Annotated in this window: 15 protein-coding genes; 9 read left to right on the forward strand and 6 right to left on the reverse strand. The window is 69.6% G+C overall.

What is annotated here, in order from left to right; translation table 11 throughout:
• Window positions 1-124: 124 nt before the first annotated feature.
• Complete coding sequence (locus ASF68_RS11240; protein ID WP_056010236.1) at window positions 125-1,783, reverse strand: DHA2 family efflux MFS transporter permease subunit; 1,659 nt, start codon at window positions 1,781-1,783, stop codon at window positions 125-127.
• A gap of 127 nt (window positions 1,784-1,910) precedes the next feature.
• Window positions 1,911-2,291 (reverse strand): hypothetical protein, encoded by a 381-nt coding sequence (locus ASF68_RS11245; RefSeq protein ID WP_157580314.1) that lies wholly within the window; start codon window positions 2,289-2,291, stop codon window positions 1,911-1,913.
• Window positions 2,292-2,546: 255 nt separating this feature from the next.
• Between ASF68_RS11245 and ASF68_RS19215 the strand changes: the two genes are divergently transcribed.
• From ASF68_RS19215 to ASF68_RS11275, 6 genes are all read left to right on the forward strand, one after another.
• On the forward strand, window positions 2,547-6,122 hold the full coding sequence (locus ASF68_RS19215; RefSeq protein WP_056010238.1) for an efflux RND transporter permease subunit: 3,576 nt from the start codon (window positions 2,547-2,549) through the stop codon (window positions 6,120-6,122).
• A gap of 66 nt (window positions 6,123-6,188) precedes the next feature.
• Window positions 6,189-7,721 carry a methyltransferase gene (locus ASF68_RS11255; protein ID WP_056010240.1) on the forward strand — a complete coding sequence of 511 codons (1,533 nt, stop codon included), beginning with the start codon at window positions 6,189-6,191 and terminating at the stop codon, window positions 7,719-7,721.
• Between the two features lie 106 nt (window positions 7,722-7,827).
• The gene (locus ASF68_RS11260; protein WP_056010242.1) at window positions 7,828-8,757 is read left to right on the forward strand and encodes an NAD-dependent epimerase/dehydratase family protein; all 930 of its coding nucleotides are present in this window, start codon (window positions 7,828-7,830) and stop codon (window positions 8,755-8,757) included.
• Between the two features lie 116 nt (window positions 8,758-8,873).
• Entirely contained in the window at window positions 8,874-9,818 is a 945-nt protein-coding gene (locus ASF68_RS11265) for a DnaJ domain-containing protein (RefSeq protein ID WP_056010244.1), read from the forward strand.
• Between the two features lie 89 nt (window positions 9,819-9,907).
• Complete coding sequence (locus ASF68_RS19085; protein WP_235526792.1) at window positions 9,908-10,867, forward strand: G5 domain-containing protein; 960 nt, start codon at window positions 9,908-9,910, stop codon at window positions 10,865-10,867.
• A gap of 110 nt (window positions 10,868-10,977) precedes the next feature.
• Window positions 10,978-11,529, forward strand: a complete 552-nt coding sequence (locus tag ASF68_RS11275; RefSeq protein WP_056010246.1) for a type 1 glutamine amidotransferase domain-containing protein — start codon at window positions 10,978-10,980, stop codon at window positions 11,527-11,529.
• A gap of 74 nt (window positions 11,530-11,603) precedes the next feature.
• Here ASF68_RS11275 and ASF68_RS11280 read toward each other — a convergent pair whose 3' ends face one another.
• Window positions 11,604-11,867: a GlsB/YeaQ/YmgE family stress response membrane protein gene (locus tag ASF68_RS11280; protein ID WP_056010248.1), complete on the reverse strand. Its 264-nt coding sequence runs from the start codon at window positions 11,865-11,867 to the stop codon at window positions 11,604-11,606.
• Window positions 11,868-11,963: 96 nt separating this feature from the next.
• Window positions 11,964-12,137, reverse strand: a complete 174-nt coding sequence (locus ASF68_RS18500; protein WP_082456008.1) for a CsbD family protein — start codon at window positions 12,135-12,137, stop codon at window positions 11,964-11,966.
• A 195-nt stretch (window positions 12,138-12,332) separates the two neighbouring features.
• Between ASF68_RS18500 and ASF68_RS11285 the strand changes: the two genes are divergently transcribed.
• Window positions 12,333-13,415 (forward strand): alpha/beta hydrolase, encoded by a 1,083-nt coding sequence (locus tag ASF68_RS11285; RefSeq protein ID WP_056010250.1) that lies wholly within the window; start codon window positions 12,333-12,335, stop codon window positions 13,413-13,415.
• Window positions 13,416-13,425: 10 nt separating this feature from the next.
• Here ASF68_RS11285 and ASF68_RS11290 read toward each other — a convergent pair whose 3' ends face one another.
• Both ASF68_RS11290 and ASF68_RS11295 read right to left on the reverse strand, forming a co-directional pair.
• Complete coding sequence (locus ASF68_RS11290; protein WP_157580317.1) at window positions 13,426-14,334, reverse strand: hypothetical protein; 909 nt, start codon at window positions 14,332-14,334, stop codon at window positions 13,426-13,428.
• Window positions 14,335-14,445: 111 nt separating this feature from the next.
• Window positions 14,446-15,219 (reverse strand): 1-acyl-sn-glycerol-3-phosphate acyltransferase, encoded by a 774-nt coding sequence (locus ASF68_RS11295; RefSeq protein WP_056010254.1) that lies wholly within the window; start codon window positions 15,217-15,219, stop codon window positions 14,446-14,448.
• Between the two features lie 101 nt (window positions 15,220-15,320).
• On the opposite strand from ASF68_RS11295, the gene ASF68_RS11300 reads away from it, so the two are divergent.
• Together ASF68_RS11300 and ASF68_RS11305 are read left to right on the forward strand one after the other, a co-directional pair.
• Window positions 15,321-15,932, forward strand: a complete 612-nt coding sequence (locus ASF68_RS11300) for a TetR/AcrR family transcriptional regulator (RefSeq protein ID WP_056010256.1) — start codon at window positions 15,321-15,323, stop codon at window positions 15,930-15,932.
• 153 nt (window positions 15,933-16,085) lie between these two features.
• Window positions 16,086-16,532 carry a Fur family transcriptional regulator gene (locus tag ASF68_RS11305; protein WP_056010257.1) on the forward strand — a complete coding sequence of 149 codons (447 nt, stop codon included), beginning with the start codon at window positions 16,086-16,088 and terminating at the stop codon, window positions 16,530-16,532.
• The last annotated feature ends 57 nt before the right edge of the window (window positions 16,533-16,589 follow it).

The raw sequence follows: 16,589 nt of genomic DNA on the forward strand, positions 1-16,589 counted from the left end.
TGATGGACCACGTCGCTCAGGCGGAGTGGTCCGCTCACGATTCTACGGTGGCGCCCCAAACGAACCTGGGTGCTGGTGCACCGGGAGGTCACGGCTTCCGCCGGGAGCGCCACCGAGCGTCGGGCTAGGTCCCGTCTGACACGATGCGATCGGCGTCGCCATCGTCCGGCACACCCTCGTCCTCCCGCCGGCCGTGACCGAGCGAGAGGGTCGCGAGGAAGCCGACGACGAGGAACGCCGCAGCAGCGAAGGCCGCGTATCGCGTGCCGTCCGAGAGCGCGACCTTGGCGTCCTCGGCGACCGCGGCCGTCGAGGGGTCTGCGGCGAGTCCGGCGATGGACGCCCCGGCGCTGTCGACCACGCTCGAGACCAGGGCGTCGCGCTGTGCCACCGGGATCCCGGCGTCGTCGAGTCGTGCGTCGAGCACGGAAGCAGTGCTGACGAACAGCACGGTGCCGAGGACGGCGATGCCGAGGGCCGATCCGATCTGCCGCGCCGTGCTCTGCGTCCCCGAGCCCTGCCCGCTCTGCTCGATCGGGACGTCCTTCAGGACGACGCCGGTCAGCTGTGCGGTCGCGAGCCCGACACCGAACCCGTAGACGAAGAGGGACACGGCGATCGCGAACCACGGGGTGTCGGTTCCGACCGCCAACCCGATACCGATGACACCGGCGACCTCCGCGAGGATGCCCACCCGCACGATCGTCACCGGCGCGACGCGGTTCCCGAAGGCACCGGCGAAGCCGCTGGCGACGAACGATCCGATCGCCAGGGCGAGGAGGACCACGCCCGTCTGCAGCGCGCTGTATCCGAGGACGTTCTGCAGCCAGATCGGGAGCGACAGGATGATGCCGAACTCGCCCAGGGAGACGATGAGGGCAGCGATGTTGCCGTTGCGGAACGACGGCAGGGAGAAGAGGGAGAAGGCGATGATGGTGCTCCGCCCCTGCCGCATGCGCCGGCGGCCCCACAGCAAGAACGCGATCGCACCGATGACGGTCACCAGGAGCGCGATGGGCACCGGGGAGAGCGTGAACGGCCACGTCCAGTCGCCGACGACCAGTGGTGCCTCGGTCGTCCACCAGCCGAGGCTCCGACCTTCGATCAGTCCGAACACGAGGGACGAGCTGGTGACGATCGACAGCGCAGCGCCGACACCGTCGATGCCTCCGGTCGCCACGTCGCGCGACTCGGAGACGAACAGGAGCAGGCCGATCACGATGACGACACCGAGGGGCACGTTGATGCCGAACGCCCAGCGCCACGAGAAGTCGGTCGTCAGCCAGCCGCCCAGGAGCGGCCCGACCGCGACCATGCCGCCGATCGTCGACCCCCAGACGGCGAAGGCGATCGCCCGGTCGCGCCCCCGGAACGTCGCGTTGATGATCGACAGGGTGGTGGGGAGGATCATCGCCCCGCCGACGCCCTGGACGACCCGCGCGAGGATCAGGAGCTCGCCGGTCGCTGCGAGTGCTGCGAACACCGAGGCGGCGACGAAGACGACGACCCCGAGGAGGAGCATCCTCCGGCGACCCACCCGGTCGGCGAGGGTCCCGAAGACGATGAGGAGCGCGGCGAAGACGAGGGTGTAGGACTCCTGGACCCACTGGACCTGGGTCGACGAGATGCCGAGGTCGTCCACGATCGACGGGATCGCGACGTTGACGATGGTGGAGTCGACGATGATGAGCGCGACGGCGACGCTGATGGCGACGAGTCCGAACCATTTCCGGCGGTCGGCGGTGCTTCGTCCGGGCGTCTCGGACAGGTTGGATTCCGTCATGCGCGGAAACGATCAGCTAGCTGCATATTGTGAGTATGCGCCCACGATCAGCGGTTGTCACCCACCATGTGTCGTATTCGCATTCTGGAATACAACTGCCCGACAGGTGTCGTCGAGGCAGACGGCATCAGTCCGCGTCGTCGCCCTCCCACGGGGGTCGAGCCACCTTGCCCGACATCCGCCAGACCGCGCGGGTCAGTTCCGGATGCACCCGCGCGATCTCCCGGAGCACCTCGTACTCCAAGTGGTCCGCGTTGTCGCGGTGATCCTGGGCGTCCTCCAACGAGGAGTACCCCGCGAGCCGTGCCATGGCGTGCTGGGCGGCGAGCCCTCGAGCGTGCAGCGCATCGTCCCGGAGCACGGCGACGACGAGCTCGTCGACCGTCGGCATCGACGGCAGGAAGTCCCACGGGTCCTCGCCGTCTCGGGCACGATGCTCGATGATGACGTCGCGTTCGAGTTGCGCATCACGCCGCAGTTTCGGGAGGTCGACCGCCTGCAGATCCACGTACCCTCCTCACTCCGGCGCACCGGCGGCGCGCACTCGGGTATCAAGGGTACGCCTCGTATCGGTGGACCTCGCCGTCAAGGCGGCCTCGGACCGGCGGACGCACCTGGTACCCCAGGACCATCGGCGTCGTCCGATCGGCGGATGGACGGGCCGCGGCAGGTCCGTCATCGTGTGGATGTGCCACCGGACGGCGCTCCCTAGCGTGGACTGGGGCGACTCGCGCCCACTCCGCGACCGAGAGGCCAGCCGCCCATGTCATTCCTCACGAGGCTCAGTCTCGCCAACCGATTGATCGTGGGCCTGATCACCGCCGCCATCGTCGTGTTCGGCCTCTTCGCCGTCGGCTCCCTGAAGCAGGAGCTGCTGCCGTCCGTCCAACAGCCCGGCGCCTACGTGTCGGCCACCTACCCCGGTGCATCGCCCGCGTCCGTGGAGCGGGAGGTGACCGAGCCGGTCGAACAGGCGGTGCAGGGCATCAAGGGCGTGACCGGCGTCACCTCGACCTCCGTCGGCGGCTCGACCTCCTTGCAGGTGAGCTGGGACTTCGGGCAGGACGACGAGAAGATCGTCGGGGACATCCGGAGCGCGCTCGCGGGTCTGAAGAGCACCCTCCCGAGCGACACGACCACCGAGGTCTTCGCCGGGGGCAGCGACGACATCCCCGTCCTCCAGCTCGCCATCGCCTCCGAAGACGAGTCCGGGGAGTTCGCGGGCCGGGTCGAGAGCACCGTCCTCCCCGCCCTCCGCGGCATCAGCGGCGTCCGCCAGGTCGACCTGGCCGGACAGAACGCCACCCAGCTCGTCATCACGATGCGCCCGGCCGACCTCACCGCCAAGAAGGTCACGGCTGAGGAGGTCGTGGCTGCGGTGCAGGCGAGCGGCGCGGTGACCGCGGCGGGGACGAGCGTCGACGCCGGCAAGGAACTGTCGATCGAGGTCGGCTCGGCGGTCGGATCGCTCGAGGAGCTGCAAGCGCTCCCCATCCAGCACGAGGACGGGCCGTTCGCCCTCTCCGCCGTCGCCGACGTCGAGCTCGTGCCCGCGGCGGAGACCTCCATCGCGCGAGCGGATGGCCTCCCCTCGCTCTCCCTCACCATCCTCAAGGACCCGTCGGCGAACGCCGTCCAACTCGCGCACGCGATCCGTGACGCCCTCCCCGGTCTCGAGCAGGACCTGGGATCCGGCGCCAAGTTCACCGTGGTGTTCGACCAGTCGCCGATGGTGGAGCAGTCGATCCACGACCTCTCCGTCGAGGGCGGGCTCGGGCTCCTGTTCGCGATCATCGTGATCCTCGTGTTCCTGCTGTCGATCCGCTCGACGATCATCACCGCCGTCTCGATCCCCCTGTCGCTGCTCATCGCGATGATCGGGTTGTGGATCGGCGACTACTCGCTGAACATCTTCACCCTCGCCGCCCTGACAGTGGCGGTCGGGCGGGTGGTCGACGACTCCATCGTGGTCATCGAGAACATCAAGCGTCGACACAGCGGTCGTTCCATGACCGCCTCGAGCGTCGTCGACGCGGTCCGCGAGGTGGCCGGTGCGGTGACGGCGTCGACCATCACCACGGTCGCGGTGTTCCTGCCCGTCGCCTTCGTCGGAGGCACCGTGGGTGAGCTGTTCCGGCCGTTCGCCGTCACCGTCTCCGTGGCGCTCATCGCCTCGCTCGTGGTGTCGCTCACGATCGTCCCCGTCCTCGCCTACTGGTTCATGCGCGGCTCCTCTTCGCCGGCAGCGGCCACCGACGCCGCTCCGACCGTCGAGGAGGACGAGTCGGAGGCGTACTCCAAACTGCAGCGCGCCTACCTCCCGGTCCTCACCACGGCGCTCAAGCGGCCGGTGGTCACCCTGCTGATCGCGGCCGTCGTGTTCGTGGGGACGATCGTCTCGGCCGGGTTCCTGAAGACCGACTACCTCGGAGACATCGGCGGCGAGAACACGGTGACCGTCACCCAGGAGCTCCCCGAGGGGACGAGTCTGGACGTGACCAGCGATGCGGCGGCGACCGTCGAGGCCGTCCTCGCGAAGACCGCCGGGGTGTCCGGGTACCTCACCACCGTCGGTGGGAGCGGATCGAGCAACACCGCGCAGATCAGTGTGACCGTGGGCGAGGAGAGTTCACGGGAGGCCGTGGCCGACACCATCCGCGACGCCGTGGCGAAGCTCGACGACGTCGGAGAGATCACCGTCGGTGACGCCGGTGCAGGACTCGCCGGTGGCGGCGGTGGCATGGAGGTGACGCTCCAGGGCGAGGACCCCGTCGCCCTGGCGACGGCCGCCTCGACCGTCCAGGAGATGCTCGGCACGACCGACGGTCTGCGGGACGCGACGAGCGACCTCGCCGACGAGCAGGGTCTGCTGAAGGTGAACGTGGACCGCGCCGCCGCCGCTCGCTACGGCTTCACGCAGGAACAGGTCGGGCAGGCCATCGCCGCCGCACTCCGCGGCACGCCGACGGGTTCGGTCATCCTCGAGGGTGCTTCCCGGGACATCATCGTCCGCTCGCAGCGCGTCGGGACGACGCCGGCGGAGATCGCGGCACTCCCGCTCCCGGTCAGTGCGTTGCAGCAGGCCGCAGCTCAGAAGGCCGCGACCGATGCGCTCACGGCCGAGCAGGATCAGGCCACGCAGCGGGCGAAGGACGAGGCCGCGTCCCAGACGGCGACGCAACGGTCCGAGCTCCAGGAGGCGCGGTCGACGGCCGCGTCGCAGCTCGACGCGCTCCGAGCGCAGTTGAGCGCCCTGCAGGCGGCTCCGGTCGAGGTCCCGCCGGTCACGCCCACCACCCCGGAGGAGGAGGCCGCCCGGCAGGCCTATGAGGCCCGTGCCGCGCAGCTCGCGGGGCTCAGTGACGCCATCACCCAGCTCCAGGGTTCCATCACGACGCTCGACGAGCAGTTGACCGCGATGCGTGACGCGGAGGCGGAGGCGGCCGAGCAGCAGGCCGAGGCCGACCGTCTCACCCAGGCGCAGAAGGACCTCGCCAACGTCAACGCCGTCCCGATCCCCGTGAGCGCGGTGGCGCAGGTGGTGGAGGAGCAGGCCCCCGCAGCGATCACCCGCATCGACGGCGTGCGGACCGTGACCGTGTCGGCGACCCCGACCGGTGACGACCTCAGCGCGACGACGCTCGCGGTGCGGCAGGGGCTGGACGGCCTCGACCTCCCGAGCGGTGTCACGGCGTCGGTCGGCGGTGTCGCCCAGGATCAGGAGGAGTCGTTCGCGCAGCTCGGCCTCGCCATGCTCATCGCGATCGTCCTCGTCTTCATCGTGATGGTGGCGACGTTCCGGAGCCTGCTCCAACCGCTCATCCTCCTCGTCTCGGTGCCGTTCGCGGCCACCGGTGCGATCGCCGCGCTGCTCATCACGGGCACCCCGCTCGGCATCCCGTCGATGATCGGCCTGCTCATGCTGATCGGGATCGTCGTCACGAACGCGATCGTGCTGATCGACCTGGTGAACTCGTATCGTGCGCGGGGTGACGGGATCGACGACGCCGTGCTGCACGGCGCGAGGCTGCGACTGCGACCGATCATCATGACCGCCTGCGCGACGATCTTCGCCCTGGTGCCGATGTCCCTCGGCCTCACCGGCGGCGGCGTCTTCATCTCGCAGTCGCTCGCGATCGTGGTGATCGGCGGTCTCGTCTCCTCGACGTTGCTGACGCTCATCCTCGTGCCGGTGCTCTACCTGCTCCTGGAGCGGCGCACCGAGCGACGTCTCGCGAAGCGGGAGCGGAAGCGGGCGGCCAAGGCCGAGCAGGCCGCCGCGGCCACCGATCAGGACGCGGACGAGGACCTGGAGTCGATCATGGCGGCGGACAGCTGATCGGCCTGCGGGGTGGGTGGGGCCGCTTCGCGGAACCGCTCGCCCCGCAGCTGGCACACTGGGGGCGTGGACCAGCGACCGATCGACCTCCTCCGTGCCGACCTCACGACCGCCGGATACACCGTGGAACGGGTGCGCGGCCTGTGGGGTGAGATGGCCGAGGCGGCCCTGCATCGATCGAACCGGGTCGTGGCGATCCGAGCGCTCGACGCCCGACAGGGCACGGAGGGCGTGGAGCCGGTCGCGACCTTGGCGAGACTGTTCATCCTCGGGCTGCCGGCGGACGTCGACGCGGTCTCCCGCGCTCTGCCGACGCTCGGCGCCGACGGAGCGGTGGAGCTCGGCCTCCTCAGCCGGGCCGACGACGGCGGTCTCCGGCCGGCCCTCGACCTCCGCCCCTATGCCTGGGTGGACGCGAACGGGAGCGGGGCCTGGTGGATCGCCTCCGACCTCGGCGAGCTCGCCCTCGGCCACGAACTCGGCGAGGAGCACGTGCTCGGCGTCGGTGGTGCGTCGATGACCCTCAGCGGCATCATCCTGCCTGAGCGGGTCGGATCGGCCCTCGACCTCGGCACGGGGTGCGGGATCCAGGCGCTCCACCTGTCGCGGATCGCCGATCGTGTGGTCGCGACGGACATCTCCGAGCGGGCGCTCGAGCTCGCGGCACTCAACGCGCGGCTCAACGGCATCGACTCGATCGAGTTCCGTCTCGGCAGCATGTTCGAGCCGGTGACCGGTGAGCGGTTCGACCGCATCGTCTCGAACCCGCCGTTCGTCATCACGCCACGGATGGAGGGGGTCCCGAACTACGAGTACCGGGACGGCGGGCTCGTCGGTGACGCCCTCGTCGAGTCGGTCTTCGTCGAGGCGGCCCTGCATCTGACGGAGGACGGGGTGGCCCAGTTCCTCGGCAACTGGGAGTACCGCGCACGGACGGACGGACTCGATCGCGTCGCGGACTGGGTGGAGCACAGCCGGGAGACGGTGGACGCCTGGGTGATCGAACGCGAGGTGCAGGATCCGGCGGAGTACGCCGAGACCTGGATCCGGGACGGTGGCACGAGGGCCGGCACCGCCGAGTTCGAACGCCTCGCGGCAGCCTGGCTCGACGACTTCGCATCGCGGTCGGTGACGGGCGTCGGCTTCGGGTACGTCCTGCTCCGGCGGACCGACTCCGCCACCCCGATGCGCCGGTTCGAGCGTCTCCACGGGCACGCGGGATCCAACTCGGCGGGCCTCGGAGCCCACCTCGCCGTCTGCCTCGCCGCGCACGACTGGCAGGTCGCGCTCGACGACCAGGCCCTGCTCCGTGAGCGCGTCGTCCTCGCCGGCGACGTCACGGAGGAGCGTCACTACTGGCCGGGCGACGAGGACCCGACGGCGATGCACCTGCGCCAGGGTGGCGGGCTGGCCAGGTCTGTCGGCGTCGACACGGGACTCGCCGGACTCGTCGGTGCGTGCGACGGCGAACTCGCCCTCGGTGCCATCGTCGACGCGATCGCGCAACTCGTCGAGGTCGACGCCGTCGAGCTCGGCGACGAACTCCTCCCCCGCGTGCGTGCGCTCATCGACGACGGGATCCTGCTTCCCGCTGTCTGAACGGTGACCGTTCGCGGAACGGATCCTCAACTGGATAGTGAAACTATCCGATAGTGCTACTCTCCAACTGGGACGACGAACCGCGTCGCTCAGAATCGAGACCAGCATGAGCACCACCCACGTCATCCTCGGCGGCAACGGCGTCATCGGACGGGAGACCGCGCAAGCGCTCCTCGCGACCGGCGTATCCGTCGGCTCGGTCGGCCGCCGGGCGTCCACGGTGCCGGGCGTCACCTCGGTCATCGCCGACCTCCTCGATCGGGATGCGGTCAGGACCGCGCTCGACGGAGCGGACGTCGCCTACCTCACCGCTGGTCTGCCCTACTCCGCCGCTCTCTGGGAGCAGCGCTGGCCCCGCATCGTCGAGAACGTCATCGAGGCGGCAGTGGCGACCGGGACGCACCTCGTCTCCCTCGACAACGTCTATGCGTACGGCGCGGTGGATGGCCCGATGACGGAGGGGACTCCGCTGGCACCCGTCAGCCGGAAGGGCCGGGTCCGTGCTCGTGCTGCGGCCGCGCTCGCAGCGGCGGTGGCGGAACGCGGTCTGGTCTCGACGGTGGGACGGAGCGCCGACTTCTTCGGCCCCGGTGCATCGACCAGTGTGTTCAACAGCTTCGGGATCGACCCGATCGCCGCAGGACGGCCGGGCACCTGGCTGTACGACGCCGACCTGCCGCACTCGCTCACCTACACCCCCGATGTCGGTCGTGGACTGGCCATCCTCGGCACGGACACCGCCGCGCGCGGACGCCTCTGGCACCTGCCCACCGGTCCGGCGCTGACAGGACGCGACTACCTCCGTCTCGCCGGAGGGCATGACCGCCCGATCAAGATCATGGGTGCGGCCATGATGCGGATCGGGTCCCTCTTCAACGCCGGTGCGCGCGAGACGCGCGAGATGAGCTACCAGTACACGGCTCCGTACCGGTTCGACTCCAGTGCGTTCGAGCTCGCCTTCGGCGTGCGACCGACGCCGATCGCCGATGCCGTCGCCGAGACCGTCCGAGCCGCCGGTGCCGGTGTCCGGGCCTGAGCGGAGGGCACCCGGGTGGCACGCTCGGCGAGCGGCACTTCGGCGCTCTGCCAGCTGACCGCGATAGTCTCCCGTGTCGGAGACACCGACCCCGCCGACGAAAGCGACCACCCTCGATGCCGGAGAGCCCACTCTCAGCCAGCCCGTACGAGGTGCTCGGTGTGAGCACGACGGCGTCGCAGGACGAGCTCCGTCGGGCGTATCGTCGGCTGATGCGCGAGACGCATCCCGACCTCGGCGGCAGCGCGCGGCAGTTCAACGCGGTGCAACTGGCCTGGGAGCGCGTCGGCACGGTCGAGGATCGAGCCGCGTACGACCGCGGTCGGAACGTCCCGTCCGGCGGCGTCGACGCGGACGACGAGCCCACCTGGTCCGCGTCCACCACCGGTCGCTCCGGCACCCAGCGGGCGGACTCCCGTCCTCGAGCGCGGGCCTACGGGCACCCCGGCGGCGACTCACGGGAGGCCTATCTCGAGCTCATCAGGGAGTGGGTCGGCCGTGGCGTCCCACTCGACGACCCCTACGACCCCAAGCTCGTCCGCTCCGCCCCGCGCGAGATCCGACACCAGCTCGCCAACGCACTGGCGGAGGAGCAGACGGCTCGCACGGTGGCGACGCTCGGCATCGGGTACACCGTGTGGCACGACGTGCTGGCTCCCGGCGAGGCGAAGATCGATCACGTGGTCCTCGGCCCGACCGGGCTGTTCGCGGTGAAGTCCGAGGACTGGGGCGGGCCGGTGAGCGTGCATCGTGGTGAGGTCGTCGGCGAGACGCTCGGCGTCCGAGAGGAGCCCGTGCGTTCGATCGTCCGCTCGGCGCGCACGGTCGCGAAGGCGGCCCGCGTGAAGTTCACCGCCTCGGTCATCGTCGTACCCGACGGCGCCGTCGAGGAGTCCGTCGAGTTCATCGGCCGGAAGCATCCCGTCACCGTCCTCGTGGAGCGATCGCGCCTCGCCGACCTGCTCCGTACCGGCCTTCCGGGCATCGAGCGCATGGGTGGCAACCAGCTGTTCGACATCCGCACCAGGCTCCAGCAGACCGTCCGTTTCGTCGGCGTCTGAACCGCGCAGCACGACACCCGTGGGCGAAACCCCCCACCGCCCCACTCGGGGTTCTTGTGCGGATGGGCGCCAGGCCCCACCATCAGGGCATGAGCACTCCATCCGGCTGGTATCCCGATCCTGAACGACCAGGCGGTCAGCGGTGGTGGACCGGTTTCGCCTGGGGTGGGGCGCGATTCCCGGCGACGATGCCCGACACCGCGACTGCGACGTCCACCGCCGCTGCGACCGGGTCGCCCGTCGAGAACCGTCCGAGCAGACTCCGGCCCCTGCACGTCCTCCTGATCTGCCTCGTCGTCGCGCTGGTGCTGCTCAGCGCGATCGGCGGTGCGTTCTGGGGCGCCCTGCTCGCGCTCGTCGCCATCGCCGCGGCGGTCGTCGGCGTGGTCGCGCTCGTCCGCGGTCACGCCAGCCGGCTCGGCATCCGGAACCGGGGTACCGCGCTCGCCGTGGTCGCCGCAGCCCTCTGCCTCGTCGTGGTCGGTGGCGGTGCGAGTGCTGCGACGCTTCCGGCGTCAGACCGGCCTGCGGCCCTGCTGACGGCTCAAGACGTGGCCACCCCCGCTCCGAAGCGGACCCCGGTGGCGACCCCGACACCGACCGACATCGTGACCGAGGTCACTGAGGTCATCGCGGTGCCGTTCACGGCGACGGAGGTGCAGGACCCGAACCTCGACGTCGGTCAGGTCATCGTCACCACCGTCGGGGTCGACGGTCAGCAGACGAACACCTACCGTGTGACGACACGGGCCGGCGCGGAGATCGCGCGGGAGCTCGTCGCCCAGGTCGTGTCGGTCGAACCGGTGGCGCAGGTGACCTCGGTCGGCACCCGGCAACCCGCGCCCGTGGCTCCCGCACCCGTCGCCGACCCGGTCGGAGGCGGCTGCGACCCGAACTACGAGGGGCAGTGCGTCCCGATCGCGAGCGACGTCGACTGCGCCGGCGGCAGTGGGAACGGACCGGCCTACACGCCGGGACCGGTGTACGTCGTCGGAAGCGACGTGTACGACCTCGACCGTGACGGGGACGGCATCGCCTGCGACGCCTGAGCAAGCCCGTTCGCGCTCGGCGGAAGGTCGGGCCGTCGATCCAGGGCTACGCGTATCGTCGCTGACGGGTCGCCGGACGGCGCCCCTGACGCTGATGGATTGGAGCGACGATGAGTGCAGAACTCGACGGCAAGCAGGTGGCCTTCCTCCTGTCGGACGGCTACGAGGACAGCGAACTGACCAGCCCGTGGGAGGCGGTCACCGCTGCAGGCGCGACGGCCCGACTGGTCTCCCCCGCGACGCAGGACGTGACCGGCAAGAACGGGCACGTCCAGCCGGTCGACGTGGCCGTCGCCGAGGCGTCCTCCGGTGACTACCACGCGCTCGTGCTTCCGGGTGGTGTCGTCAACGCCGACGACCTCCGCCTGGACGAGGCCTCGATCGCCTTCGCGAAGGCCTTCTTCGAGCAGGGCAAGCCGGTCGGGGTGATCTGCCACGGTGCATGGATCCTCGTCGAGGCCGATGTCGTCCGCGGCCGTGAACTGACGAGCTACGCGAGCCTCAAGACGGACCTGCGCAACGCGGGAGCCTCGTGGGTGGACGAGGAGGTCGTCGTCGACCAGGGTCTGGTGTCGAGCCGGACGCCCGACGACCTCCCGGCCTTCAACGCGAAGCTGGTCGAGGAGATCGGTGAAGGGGAGCACGAGGGTCAGCACGCCTGAGCGCGAGACCCCAGCACCGACGAACGCCCGGCCCCTCGAGAGGGACCGGGCGTTCGCGTGCTGTGAGGCTGTCGTTACGCCTTCTTGTTGCGGGTCAGTGCGCCGTAGATGAGGAGCACGACGATGGAACCGCCGATGGCGAGGAGCCACGTCTGCAGCGAGAAGAACTCCTGGAGGTTCGCGCCGAAGAGGAGGCCGCCGAGCCAACCACCGAGCAGTGCCCCGACGACACCGAGCAGCAGCGTGATCAACCAGCCGCCGCCCTGACGACCCGGAAGGATCGCCTTGGCGATGGCGCCGGCGATGAGGCCGAGCAGCAGGAAGCCGAGAAAACTCATGATGTCTCCAAATGTGATTGCTGGATCGAGCGGGGTGCCGACCGATCGTGGTGCTACCCCCGCCGGTGAGCGGGGCCAGCCACTGTATCGCGAGGACTAGTTCTTGAAGACGTCCTTGACATTCTCGCCGGCCTTCTTGGCGTCGGCCTTGGTCTGGTCGGCCTTGCCCTCTGCGACCTTGCTGTCGTCGCCGGTGATCTTGCCGAGGGCTTCCTTCGCCTTGCCCGCGAGGTCTTCAGCGGCGTTCTGGATCTTGTCCGATGCACTCATGGCGTACTCCTTCTTCTGCGTTGGAAACCGGCGGTGATGACCGGTTCATGAAGTAGGACGCAGCCTGGGGCGCATTCGTCACGGAATCCGTCGAAAACCTTCGGCGGCACCGTCGGCGCGCTGACGGATGCGACACTTGATGTTCGTGTTCCGCCAGGCAGTGCCGCCGTCCAGACCCGCCAGGAGGTGAATCGCTTGAGGACAGACCGCCCTCGTTCCGGCTTCTCGCGATTCCTGCGCATCGTCCGCAACACCATGTTCTGGATCATCGGCGTGATCCTCGCCATCGCCGTGCTCATCTTCGTCTGGCTGCAACTGACGCCCTGGCCGGGGTCGATGGTCATCCGGATGGCGTTCGACGAGCGGGCGAAGGTCGTGCAGTCGGACCTCGAGAGGTACGTGCCGGACGGTGTCGACGTGCGACGCGACATCCCTTACCGCTCCGGCGACGCCGACGCCCTCCTCGACGTCTACACCCCCGACGGTGTCCGCGGGAGTGGCGCTGCACTCCCGACCATCGTCTGGGTGCACGGCGGCGCCTGGATCTCCGGCAGCAAGGAACTCATCTCCAACTACATGCGCGTGCTCGCCGGCGAGGGGTACACGGCGATCGCGGTGGAGTACACGATCGCCCCGGAGGGGCAGTATCCGCTGCCGATCGAGCAGGTCGCCGACTCCCTCGGCTACCTCGACGCCAATGCGCGGGCGCTCAACGTCGACTCCTCCAAGCTCATCCTCGCCGGTGACTCCGCCGGTGCGCAGATCGCCGCCCAGGTCGCGAACGTCGTGACGAGCTCCGAGTACGCCAGCTCGATCGAGGTCGAGTCGCCCATCGAACCGCAGCAGTTAGCCGGCGTCGTGCTCGCCTGCGGCGCGTACGACCTCAGCCTGGTCAACGCCGAAGGCAGTTTCGGGTGGTTCCTCGACACCGTGCTGTGGTCCTACTTCGGCGCGCGCGACTACAAGACGCGGCCGGAGGTCGCCTCAGCCTCGGTCGTCGACTACCTGACGGCGAAGTACCCGCCGACGTACATCACGGTCGGCAACTGGGACCCGCTCTACCCGCAGTCGGTCGAGTTCAAGGAGAGACTCCAGGGCCTCGGGGTCGACGTGCAGTCCATGATCTTCAACCCGGACTACCGGCCCGGGCTCGAGCACGAGTACCAGTTCCTGCTCAACGACCAGGGGCGGTTCAACCTGCAGCGCATGGACGCCTTCATCGACGGCGTCACCGACACGAGCCTCCCCTACGGACAGCAGGGTCCGCCCGTCCGCTGACGAAGCCGGGTCAGGGGAGGCGGATGCGCTCGCCGTCCTCGACGAGACGGCCGTGGAGCACCGCCTGGTCGAGCGTCAGATCCAGCCAGCGCCGAGCGGTCTCACCGAGGCGGCCGTAGCCGAGGACCGAGGCCGCCTGCATGGGCAGCTGCTCGCGGTCCACCTCCTGCTCGGGGCTCGCGGCGATGACGAGTTCCATGGCGTTGCAGATCTCGGCGGGGCTGATGTCCGTCACCGCACGGTGGTCGCGATGGACGACCCGGCGGACACCGCGCCAGGTGACGACGTCGAGTCCCGTCGGCCAGGCGAACCCGTTCTGCACGACGAACGCCTCCGTCACCAGCGCGGAGAGCTCCGTCCGGGTGTCCTCCGCCAGCCGGTCCACGCCGAAGCGGCGGGCGACGATCGACACGAGCCGTGGGACGGCGATGGGCCCTTCCGTCGACAGGATCGCTGCTGCGATCCTGGTGACGGCCGCTTTCGTGAGTTCCAGGTTGTCGAGGACCGAGGCGGGCCCGATCACGGAGTCGTCGGCGAGTTCGAAGTCGGTGATGGCGACGCTCAGCGGGACGACGGGGGCCGACGCCGTGACGGGGAGGGCGACCGGGTCCATGAATGGCACCGACTGCTGGCCGGTGGCGGTGTCGGACGCCGTGTCGGCGGTGGGGGCCGGCGTCGGCGGGTGCTCCGTGGCGTCCCGAGTCGCCGACCCGGCGGGTGCCGTCGGGGCGGAGGCCGGACCGGTCGCCGCATCGGGCGTCCGTCCGGAGGCGGCGGGCTGCGGCTCCGTCGACGGCGACGGGTCGGCCGCGGACGGTGCCGACGTCGACTCCTCGCTCAGCGCGCGTTCGGCTCGTTCACGCCAGGACTTGGGGAGCCAGGACGACTTCGCCACGAAGCCGTTCCACCCGCGACTCACGGTGTCACCGTCCACGCACGGCACGGGGCGGCGGAGCGACGGTGCTCCACGGGGAGGGTCTGCGAGGTCAGAGGTGGCACCTCCACAGGATAGACCGCGGCGGACGTGGGCTCAGCTCGCCGACTGCCGACGCGCCTCGCGTCGACGTTCGCGTTCGAGGTCGGCCGCGGCGGCTTCGGCGGGGGTCGGTGCCGTGCCGCCGAGCGCGCGAGGCTGCCACCAGGCTCCGGTTCCGTCGACCGGGTAGTCGCGCTGCAGCACGTCGATCATGCTTTGCAGGCGGTCGCGCAGCTGTTCGGTGCTCGTGGCGACGTCGTCCTCGGGGTGGACCTGGATCGGCTCACCGAAGGAGAAGTGCACCGGCACACCGAAGCGCTCGCGGAAGCCGACCTTGTGGTTCTTCGTGAGGAGCCGGTGGCCGCCCCAGACGGCGACGGGGATGATCGGGACACCCGCCTCCTGGGCGAGGCGGACGGCGCCGGACTTCAGCTCGCGGACGGTGAACGAGGCGCTGACGCCCGCTTCTGGGAAGACCCCGACGAGCTCTCCACTGCGGAGTGCCGCGACGGCGTTCGCATAGGCGGCACCGCCGGCGCGCATGTCGACGGCGATGTGACGCATGCTTCGCAGGAGTCGGCCGACCAACGGCTTGTCGAACGCGCCCTGCTTGGCCATGAAGCGGATGCGACGCCGGTTGTGGAGCACGGTCGCCCACTCGACGAGGGCGAACTCGAGGTACCCGAAGTGGGTCATCGCGATCACCGCCCCGCCGTCGTCAGGCAGGTGTTCGATACCGGTGGTGTGACGGCGCAGGCGCCAGACACCGAACAGGGAGCGACCGACACCGACGGCGGTGTCGTATACGGGCTCGATGGGGCGTCTCATGGCGATACCGTACGACAGACACCTGGGGAACTGCCGGAGTGGGACCGGAGGCTGAGATCCGGTCCATCTCGCGATGACCGACCGGGCGATACGATCGCGGGATGACGTCAACGCAGACCGGCCGCCCCCGTGGCAGCTACGCCAAGACGGCGGCCAGACGCCGGGAGATCCTCGAGGCGGGCATGGACGTCTTCGCCGAACAGGGCTTCCGCAGTGGTTCCCTCCGTGAGGTCGCAGAGCGCGTCGGCATGAGCCAGGCCGGTCTGCTCCACCACTTCTCGACCAAGAACGACCTGCTCGCTGCGATCCTCGACTTCCGCGATGACCGTGACCGTGAGCAGTCCGCGATCGAGATCGGCAGCGGTCTCGAGGGCATCCGTGGGCTGTTGCGTCTCGTCGAGCACAACATGCGCGTGCCGGGTCTCGTCGAACTCCACTGCGTCCTCTCCGCGGAGGCGACGTCGCCGGATCACCCGGCACACGATCACTTCGTGCGGCGGTACAGCTGGCTGATCGACGGCATGACCCTCTCGTTCCAGGTGATGGCCCGCGAGGGCCAGCTGGCGCCGGGTGTCGAGCCGGCGAGTGCGGCGCGCATGCTCATCGCGATGATGGACGGTCTGCAGTTGCAATGGCTGCTCGATCGAGACGCCGTGGACATGGCTGAGGAGACGCGCCGCTCGCTGCGCCCGCTGCTCACCGTCGAGTTGTAGAGGCTCACCGCTCCACAGCCTCCGCGCTTCTCCACAATCTCTTCGCCCGCCTGCTCCATCGCATATCAGATATTAGAGTGGTGGGGGCTGCGGGAAGACCTGAGGGGAAGTCCTTATTTTGATAAATTCAAAACAACTCGATACGGTGGAGGCATGAACGGATCGGTGGTGGCGTCGGCGGCGAGCGACTTCAACGCCAAGATCCGGGCCGCCGGTCTGCGCGTGACCACCGGGCGCCTCGCCGTGCTCGAGATCCTCGCCAAGACACCGCACGCCGACGTGGAGCAGGTGGTGGCGAGCCTCCGGCCTCGCGCTCCGCAGACGTCTCCGCAGGCCGTCTACAGCGTCCTCAACGCCTTCGTGGCCGCCGGACTGGTGCGTCGCATCGAGCCCGACGGCCATCCGGGTCGCTACGAGCTGCGCGTCGACGACAACCATCACCACCTGGTCTGCAGCTCGTGCGGCGCGGTCGTCGACGTCGACTGCACGAAGGGGTCGGCTCCGTGCCTCCACCCCGACGACACGGCGGGATACGTCGTCGACGCCGCCGAGATCACGTTCTGGGGCGTGTGCCCCGCGTGCCAGGCGGATGCGTCCTGACGCCGTTCCACAGATCATTCGACGGCACTTCCATGCCGATCGTCAGCTGGCACCGAC

It is taken from the genome of Plantibacter sp. Leaf314, assembly GCF_001423185.1.
GTDB lineage: Bacteria > Actinomycetota > Actinomycetes > Actinomycetales > Microbacteriaceae > Plantibacter.

What these genes read in the sequence shown, in the direction of transcription:
- ASF68_RS11240 (WP_056010236.1), bottom strand. Translation starts at nt 1,783, where the DNA reads ATGACGGAATCCAACCTGTCCGAGACGCCCGGACGAAGCACCGCCGAC.
- ASF68_RS19215 (WP_056010238.1), top strand. Translation starts at nt 2,547, where the DNA reads ATGTCATTCCTCACGAGGCTCAGTCTCGCCAACCGATTGATCGTGGGC.
- ASF68_RS11260 (WP_056010242.1), top strand. Translation starts at nt 7,828, where the DNA reads ATGAGCACCACCCACGTCATCCTCGGCGGCAACGGCGTCATCGGACGG.
- ASF68_RS11265 (WP_056010244.1), top strand. Translation starts at nt 8,874, where the DNA reads ATGCCGGAGAGCCCACTCTCAGCCAGCCCGTACGAGGTGCTCGGTGTG.
- ASF68_RS19085 (WP_235526792.1), top strand. Translation starts at nt 9,908, where the DNA reads ATGAGCACTCCATCCGGCTGGTATCCCGATCCTGAACGACCAGGCGGT.
- ASF68_RS11275 (WP_056010246.1), top strand. Translation starts at nt 10,978, where the DNA reads ATGAGTGCAGAACTCGACGGCAAGCAGGTGGCCTTCCTCCTGTCGGAC.
- ASF68_RS11280 (WP_056010248.1), bottom strand. Translation starts at nt 11,867, where the DNA reads ATGAGTTTTCTCGGCTTCCTGCTGCTCGGCCTCATCGCCGGCGCCATC.
- ASF68_RS18500 (WP_082456008.1), bottom strand. Translation starts at nt 12,137, where the DNA reads ATGAGTGCATCGGACAAGATCCAGAACGCCGCTGAAGACCTCGCGGGC.
- ASF68_RS11295 (WP_056010254.1), bottom strand. Translation starts at nt 15,219, where the DNA reads ATGAGACGCCCCATCGAGCCCGTATACGACACCGCCGTCGGTGTCGGT.
- ASF68_RS11300 (WP_056010256.1), top strand. Translation starts at nt 15,321, where the DNA reads ATGACGTCAACGCAGACCGGCCGCCCCCGTGGCAGCTACGCCAAGACG.
- ASF68_RS11305 (WP_056010257.1), top strand. Translation starts at nt 16,086, where the DNA reads ATGAACGGATCGGTGGTGGCGTCGGCGGCGAGCGACTTCAACGCCAAG.